Genomic DNA, 8,738 nt, shown 5'->3' on the forward strand with positions numbered 1-8,738 from the left:
TCGGCTAAAACACTTTGGAGTAACCCACCCCGAATTGGAAGCGGCCGCTGTCGCTGGTGAAGCGGTCGTGCGTGATGGGAATGCCGTAGTCCAGACGCAAAGGCGCGCCGAACTGGGGGATTTCGAGTCGAATGCCAAAACCGAAATTGTCGTAGTAAAACGGCTCCTCTCGGGAACGGTTGGGATTGAAACTGAACGAACTGCGATAGACGTTGCCGACGTCGTAAAAGGCCGCGAAACGAAGGCGTGAAATGATGGGAATGCTGTATTCCAGCGAACCGAACCAGTAAGTCTCACCGCCGATCGGCTCGCCGTTGATGTCCTTCGGCCCGGCGTGCCGGTATTTGTAACCGCGGAGCGTGTTGGCGCCGCCGAGGAACCAGCGGTCGAAAAGCGGAACCCGGTCGGAATCCCCATGCGATTCGACGGCACCGATATTGCCAGCGATCTCAATGATGTGGCTCGGCCAGAAGCCCCGGAAATACCAGGCCGTGTTGAAGTCGATCTTGTAAAAATCAGTGTCTCCCCCGAAAGGCCCGCCGGCATAGGCGGTTTCGATCGAGGAACGCTGGCCCTTGTTGGGGAGGCGCACGCTGTTGCGCGTGTCGTAGATGATGGAAGGCCCGACCTTCGAGACAAGCCGGCTGCCTTCCTCCCGCTTGAATTCGTCCGAGGCGTTGACGTCCACGTCCCGGATGTCGATGTTCTCGATCGTGTAGCTCAACCCGACGGCGAGGTCCCTCGTGATCGCCTTGACCAGGCCGAAGCGCGCCCCGGTCTGCTGCTGCTCATAAATGTCGCTCAGGTAATTCAACTCGCGGTGATAGAGGTCGACCTCAAAGCGCAGCCGTTGATTGAGAAACCAGGGCTCGACGAAGGAGATCACGAAATCTTTGCGGCGGGTTCCCAGCGTGGCGCGAATGCGGAACCGCTGGCCGCCGCCTCGGAAATAGGGTGGATTGAAAAGGTCGAAATTCCCCTGGGTCAGACCGACGAAACCAATCAGGTTGTCGATGGTGCTGAAGCCGGCCCCGATGTCGAACGAACCCGTGGTGCCCTCCTCCAGCGCCAGGACCAAATTCTTGCGGTTGGACACGTCGGTCGGCTCGATCTCGGTGTCGATCTTGGCGAAATACTGCATCTGCCCGAGAATGTTGGTGCTGTCTTTCACCCGCACCATGTCGAACACTTCCCCGGGGGAAATGGCCAACTCGCGCCGAATCACCCGGTCCTTGGTGATGGTGTTCCCCCGGATTTCAATCTTTTCGACGTAGGACTTGTCGCCCTCCTCGATGTCGTAGAGCATGTCAATCGTTCCCGTCTCAATGTTCGCGCTCTTAATCGGGCGGACGACGGTATCGATGTAGCCTCGGGAGCCATAAAAATCCGTCAGCGAGAGGTGATCCCTTTGCAGCGCTTTCGGAGTGAACGTTTGCCCGGGCGCCATTTTCAAAGCGGCAAGGAGATCGTTCGTCGGGAACAGCTTGTTTCCTTTGAACGACACCGTGCCGACTTTGTATTGCTTCCCTTCAAAGACGTCGAAATGGATGACCATGCGATGGGCGGAAACCTGGTCGAATCGGACATCTTTCAACTCGAAATCGACATAGCCCTCGCCTTGATAGAATTCCCGGATTCGCTCCTTGTCCTCGTCAAGCTGGTCGTCCTTCAACACCCCGCTCCCGGTGAGCCATGAGAACATCCAGTGGCGGCGGGTCTTGACCACCCTCCGCAGCTTCTTCTGCTTGAAGGCTTCCGCGGCGTCAAAATCGATACGCTCGATTTTCACTTTTGGAGACTCGGCGATTTCGAAGGTCACCGTGCCCCGTCCCGTGGCAGCCGTCACCACGGGAACCGCCTTGACTTCCGTCTTTTGGAGGCCGGCCTTCTGATACATCTTCTTAATTTCCAGCGCATCGAGGGCGAGCTTGGATTCATTCATGGGCTCGCCCACCTTCGAGGTAACCTTCTTTTGCAGCTTGGTCCGGCTGTACTTTTTATTCCCGTCGAAGCGGATGTCGGTCAGGAGCGGCTTGCCCTGGAGCACATAAGTCAGAACGACGCCGTCCGTTCCGGTCTCCTCCAGGCTGACCTGAATGTTGTAAAAGAAACCGGTCCCGTAGAGATTGTGGATATCGTTATCCACCGACGCCTTTTCGTAGGGCTCGTTGAGTTTGACCCGGATATTGGCCTTGGCGAGTTCGTCGCTGACAGCAGGAGGGCCGACGTGCTTGATCTGGATGCCGCGAACGGTGCGGCGAAGTTGGGCGTGGGAATCTCCAGGCCAGAGAACGATGGCGCAGGCGAAGAGGAGAACGCTGAGTCGGTGAAGTACGGTCATTGCGTGGGGGGAACGCGCCTCAAACGTCCTCGGCGGAAACCTTCGCGGCGCTTTCAAATCGTGTGTAGCCTTTCAAAAACGTCAAGTGAACATCGCCCGTGGGTCCATTTCGTTGCTTGGCAATCAGCAAGTTGACGGGGACCGCATCGGACTCAGCCTGTGTTGCGGGCTCATCTTCCTCACCGCGGCTGGGTTTGTAAAGTAGAGCGACAAGGTCGGCATCTTGTTCAATCGCGCCCGATTCGCGCAAGTCGGAGAGCCGGGGCTTGCGATCCTTGTCTTTCTCCAATTCCCGGTTCAACTGGCTCAAGACCACGACAGGCACGTTGAGTTCCTTGGCCAAAGCCTTGACCCCGTTGGAGATATCGGCGATTTCCTGCTGGCGGTTTTCGGCGCGCCTCGCCGTCGAATGCAGCAATTGGAGGTAGTCCACCACCAACAATTTGATGCCGTGTTGCTGGGCCATCCGCCGGGCGCGGGCGCGCATTTGCAAAATAGAGAGCCCTGGTGTGTCGTCGATGATGAGCGGTGCCCCCGCCAGTTTGCCCGCTGCCAGAGTGAGTTTGGGGAAATCGCGCTCGGCCAGAAAACCGTCGCGAATGTCCCGCAAGTTCACCCTGGCGCGCGAACAGAGCATGCGCAAGACGAGGGACTCCGCCGTCATTTCCAAACTGAACACACCCACCGGCAGCTTTTGATCCACGGCCACGGCCTCCGCGATGTTCATGGCCAAGGAGGTCTTGCCCATGCTGGGCCGGGCCGCGATGACGATCATTTCGCCGCCATGCAGCCCGCTCGTCATTTTGTCCAGATCCGGAAATCCCGTCCCAATGCCGGTCAACATCCCCTGACGCTGATGAAAATCCTCGATGGTGCTGATGGCCTTGTGAACCAATTCCTTGATGCCGCTCGCTCCGGCCTCCGTGCGCTCCTCACTGATGCGCAAAATATCCCGTTCGACCTCGTCCAGCAGGGCGTCCACCTCGCCCTCATGTTCATGGACCCGCCCGATCACGTCGGAGCAGGTGCGGATCATTTTGCGGAGGACGGATTTCTCGCGGAGAATTTCGAGATAATAAGGCAGGTGCGCGGCGGATGGAACGGCATCGACCAGCGCGGCGACATAGGCCAAGCCTCCGACCGCTTCGAGCTGGTTCTTGTCTTTCAGATGCTGCGGCACCGTGATGAGGTCAATGGCGAGCTTGGCGTCGTACATTTCGACGAGCGTCTCGTAGAGCGCACGGTGGCGGAGATCATAGAAGGATTCGGAGCCCGCTCTGAGTTTCTCGATGCAAAGTCCGATGTTTTCGGAAGGCGAGAGCAGGATGCAACCGAGCACGCCTTGCTCAGCCTCGTTGGAATGCGGGGGAAGGCGGTCGAGTCGCTGACCGGCGGCGGAGCTTGGGCGGACGCGCTTGGTTTTCTTCAGGTCGGCGGGAGGCGCGCCGGCGCCGGCTTCGGGCGTGTCGATCATCGAAGAAGGAAAACCGGGCCGGGCCGGAAAGACAACGTCAGGTTGTTGGAGTTATTCCCATCCAGGTTGTTCACGGATCAGGATGTTTGAAAACGATTCAAGGGCAAGGCCTTCGGAGCCGGCTTTCGGTGCTTCCGGAGGGTCACCCCCAAGTTATCCACAGCGGCCCGGGAGAATCGAAGTTTTTTTGAACAAATCGCCGCGGTCAGGCGTCACACCAATGCCCATCGGATTTTGGTTTTCCGATGGCCATTCCCGCGAGTTTTACTGGCGGGAACCGCCGGTCCGCCAGCGGTTCTGGCGGAAAGGAGGGTTGGTTTGGTTGTTTGGGTGGGCGGGTGCCGCGAGGCACCCGCCTTCTTTTTTCGTCAACGTTCGAAAGATCCTCAAACTCCCCCTGCTCTGAAAAGGAAGTCGCTCAACCCGCTCGCAACTTTTGGACTGGCTTCGGTGTATTCCATGGGGCCATCCGTCAACGGCCGCATTCCATTTCGGAAAAAAGCCGGATGCTTTTGAGCCGGATCGCACTCACCGGACTGGCGCCGGACGGCGCGGCCAGACAACCCCGGTAGCCTTCATCCGGGAGGAAGGGATGGAGGGTCCAATTCGCAGCAGGTTCTTGCGCCCCGCTGATCGCCATCAAGCGGCTGGTGCCATCGTGATCCACACGGGTCTCGATCCTCTCCGGCGCGAGCGAAAGTCCCGTTCCCAGGGCCTTGAGCACGCTTTCCTTGCGTGTCCAGCATTCGAAAAACGCGGCTTCCCGGCCGTGGGGTGGAATGCCGGCAATCCATTCCCGCTCGTGAAGCGTGAAAAAACGCTCCATGACGCCATTCGCGTCATGCATGGGGCGAATTCTTTCCACATCCACCCCGACTTCGCCAACTCGCGTGAACGCAAGGGCGCCAAACGCTCCAGAATGCGAAACATTGAAGTACCATGGAGTGTCCGGACAAGAGAGTTTCCCGTGCGGTCCGGCCTTGAATTCGACTTCAGCCGGTTCGCGGCGAATCAAACGGGCCGCGAGCATTCTCAACCAGGCGCGGGTTTGAACGAATCGAACCCGGTCTTCCCGCGCGCGAAAGCGCCCGGCCCGCTCGATTTCCAACGCATCGAGAACGCGCAGAAAGGGTGCCGGACTCTCCACCGACAAGTCGAATTCGAGCAAAAGCACCCTGGCTTCCATGGCGGTGGACTCGAAGGCCGCCGACCAGCTTGCGCCAGGGTCAAGCACTTGGACCGGGATCACAAATCAAAACAGGCGCACGCGGGCGTAGGAAATGGTTGAACTCTCCCCGGCGCGATGCCCAAGCATGTCGAGAAAACGGGACGGCTTGCTTCCGGCTCGAGGCGTGGCCGTGAAATAGCTGGTAAAAGGCTGGGCGAAGGGAATCGTGACGGGAGGCGAAAACGCGGCGTGGGCCCCGATTTCATGAACCCGATTCTCAGAGAGCGCGACACCGTTCGGTGCTTTTCCCGACCAATAATAGGCCACAAACAACCGGCGGCCGGGCGCCTCATGAAATCGCGCCGCGGAAGCCACCGGTCCGGGAGCCTGCTCGGTGGACTCAACCAGCGTGGCGCGCCGGACCCAGCGGCCATTCCGTAACACGCCGTAATAGAGACCGTGAGATTGCCTGGCCTGAGGAAAGAACGTCTCCCGCAATCGCTCGTCGATGGCGCGCTCCGTCCAGAGCAGATGAATCTCGCCCCGCGCTCCAACCCATAAATCGCACGGCCAGACAAAACCGCCGGTTTTGTCGCGACTGGCGATTTCGATCCAATCCGCGAAAGGCCTTTTCGCAGCATCCGGAGTCCAGGTGTAAAAGAGCCGGCGAAAATCGTAATCCCAAGCTTGTCCCGTCAGCTTTCGCTTGTGTTCACGCCAGGCTTGATAGGGCTCGAGCACGTCACTGACCCCGAAGAAATGCACGGCGCGTCCGGCGATCGCCACATTGGGATAACAGAGTCGAATGGGTTGAGGGGTGTCATACTCGGCACCCCAGGGCCATCGGAGCTGGCCTTGGGCGGTGCGCGATCCGTCCACCAGCGTCCATTCGGCATGTGTGTAACCGATGTTTTGGAACAGGATGTAGCTGTCGGTGAAAGGATCGGCGGCAAAACTCCGGTAGGAATGTTCCGTAAAACGGGGCTGGCCTTGCCAGCGAGGCTGCCATCGCGAGTCCGGCTCTCCCGACCCCTCCACCGGGAATCGATAGATCTCCGGGAGCGCGGGGCCTCCATTCGGCTCCGGCGGCCTGCCTAACGTGGGATTGGCTGACAACAACACGTTGCGGTTTTTCACCAGGACCAGGGGTGAAGGTTCGCGGGTCCTTCCGACGGGATCGGCCCAACGCTTCTGCCAACCCTGCTGATCGCGTTCGAGAAAGACCCAACGGCAGTTGTTTAATGGAGGTACGCCTTCGAGCGTTTCCAATCCGGCGGCAAAGACTTTGTCACCGGCTCGCACCAGGCTCGTGGAACCGGCACACCACATCGGCCCCGCCCCGTTTTGCGCAGGCTTGAACGCGTAAACGGTTTCCTCCACCTCCACTTTCGGCTGGAGGGGGTCCGAGGCGCCCTCCGCGCGGGTTGCGAATCCCAGGAGCACCGCAACCAGGAGGGCCGCCGGCGTGCCCATGAGTTTCGGGTGCGAAGGGAATCCTTCGTAAGTCAAACCCGGCTGCAAGCGTTCGTGCTTCATGACCACACTGTGGGGCAGAACCCGGGCGCCCGCTCCCACCTCAACGCCATACAACAGGAGCGCATTGCGCCCGATGCTGGCCCCGGCCCGGATCACAATGGGATCCATTTTCAAAACACGGTCTTCGAAAGTGTGGGCTTGAAACAATCCATCCACCGTCGCGCCGTCTTCAAAAACGAACATGTCGGGATCCGCCATGTCGTGGGCAAATTCTCCCCCAAAGACGACTCCCCGTCCAACCTTCATTCCGGTGCTTCGGAGCAGCCAGGGCAACAACGGGGTGCCTTCCACCAAGGCCACCAGGTCCACCGCAAGCAGGCTCCAACTCATGCACACAAAGTCCCATCGGCTCGCCCAACACGACCAAAGCGGGTGGAGTTGCGGGCGCACTTTTCCGAGCAACACCCATTTCAAAGCCAGCGCGGCCAGGAACGGCATCGCGATGGCCGCCAGTCCGAGCCAGGGCAGCCACAATCCGAACCACACGCTGGAAGGAAGCATGGAACTTCCCCAGGCCGCCCCCGCAATCCAAACTCCGCCCGCTGCCATCAGGGGAAGAGGCAGCGCGAAGCGGGCGCATTCCCAGAAGACACGGGAGCAAACCTTCACGAGAGAAGGGTGATGGGTGTCGCGCTGGTCGAATCCATGAACCTCCCGCCTCGGCAACGCAAAGGGAGGATCTCCGAACCAATCCTGGCCAGGTTTCAGATCGGCTCGTCCCGCCACCGTGCAAATACCAACCAGGATCCCCCCCGGCACGCTCTCGCCCAACCCCAACACGGCTCCATTTCCAATAAAGCTGTGGGAACCGATGCTCACCTTGTGCAGAAGGACTTCGCCCCTGGAGATACGGGGTCCGCCCGCATAAATGCCGTCGGCGCAAAACGCGTAGTCGCCGATCTCCAGCAGTTCCGGAAGACAATCGATCAAACCGCTCAATTCCGTGCCGCGCCCTACCCGCGCGCCCGCCAGACGCAGCCACCAAGGCCAGAAAAGTGTGCCATAAAGCCAGTCCCCGGCCCACTTGCACACGCCCGTCTTGATCCAGACTCGAATGAACTCGAAACTCCAGCGCGAGATCCTGCCCTCGGCAACGCGACCCAAAAGTCGAAGCAGGCCGGCCGCCAGCAACCAGGTCAACGGCACCGCGAGGATCTCCAAGACGGCCAGCCGGGCAAAGGACTGCCACGAGAAAGAAAGATTCCCGAACGAGGTGGCGCTCCCGAGACCCACCTCGTAACCCCAGACCAGCAGAGCGAGCTCGACCGGCAATGCCAGCACCCCAAACACCCCGGTAACCGCAAGCAGGGTCAGCAATCCATGGAGGCGCGGAGATCGGATTCCGGCCGAACCCTTTGAGCCATCCCTCCACGTCGAATGCCCGACCGGCCGCGCGGGGACCCCGCGCCAACACTCGCCGGCCGGCACATGAGTTCCAGGCTCCAGCGACGCCATGGCTTCAAGCGTCGCACCAGATTCCAGATGACAACGGGGTCCGATTCCACCGTGCAGTTCCACGGTCGCGGCGTCGTCAACGCGAACGGGAGCAAACCGGATGGTGCGAAACTCCAGCTCCATCAATCGGAGGCTGGCGTCCTGGTTCAGGGTCACGTCGTTGCCCAAGTCCAGAAGATCCCAACCGCCGTGGGAAAGATTAACCCCGCGGTGGATGTGAACGCGCTCGCCCACTCGCGCGCCCAGGGCGCGCAGCGCGTCACAGGCAAATTCAGTACCCGCCAGCAAATTCCATGGAATCGAGCGAGCGACCTGGTGGACGATCCAGTGCCGCAAATACAAACTCCCATAAACAGGCGCTTCACCCTCTTGATACCGCCCGATCAAGCAACGTTTGACGGCTGCGGTGAACACCACGAAAAACGGAGTCGCCAGCCACAGAACGGCTATGGCCATGGGGGCGAACGTCAGCACCAGCCCCGGCCAACCCATCCAGGCGTGAAGCCGAGGCAGGAGTTCCCAGCCCACAAGGTAACTCGCCGCGCCCGTCACCGCTAACAGCACGAAGACGAAACCACCTTGCACAAGTGTGGCGATCCCCATGGATCCCAAAGTCGCTGGCTCACGTTCTTCGATCATGGGCGCCGCCCGCCCCGTCTCCATCCGCTGCCCGATCCGCTCCAGGGTGCGGCCTTCGTAAACGTCTCGGACCGAGAGCGTCGATCGAGCATCCCAGTGACGAACCCTCGAGACCAAAAGGGCCG

At 60.1% G+C, this 8,738-nt stretch carries 3 protein-coding genes; all 3 read right to left on the bottom strand.

What is annotated here, in order from left to right; translation table 11 throughout:
* Positions 1-4 precede the first annotated feature (4 nt).
* The 3 genes from bamA to FJ404_11920 all read right to left on the bottom strand — a co-directional run bounded on the left by bamA (position 5) and on the right by FJ404_11920 (position 5,064).
* The gene (gene bamA / locus FJ404_11910) at positions 5-2,341 is read right to left on the bottom strand and encodes an outer membrane protein assembly factor BamA (GenBank protein ID MBM3823570.1); all 2,337 of its coding nucleotides are present in this window, start codon (positions 2,339-2,341) and stop codon (positions 5-7) included.
* A 19-nt stretch (positions 2,342-2,360) separates the two neighbouring features.
* A complete protein-coding gene (gene dnaB, locus FJ404_11915) occupies positions 2,361-3,815 on the bottom strand; it encodes a replicative DNA helicase (protein MBM3823571.1) in 1,455 nt (484 codons plus the stop codon).
* Positions 3,816-4,287: 472 nt separating this feature from the next.
* Positions 4,288-5,064 (bottom strand): 4'-phosphopantetheinyl transferase superfamily protein, encoded by a 777-nt coding sequence (locus tag FJ404_11920; protein ID MBM3823572.1) that lies wholly within the window; start codon positions 5,062-5,064, stop codon positions 4,288-4,290.
* Positions 5,065-8,738: the final 3,674 nt, after the last annotated feature.

The organism is Verrucomicrobiota bacterium (assembly GCA_016871495.1).
GTDB lineage: Bacteria > Verrucomicrobiota > Verrucomicrobiia > Limisphaerales > VHDF01 > VHDF01.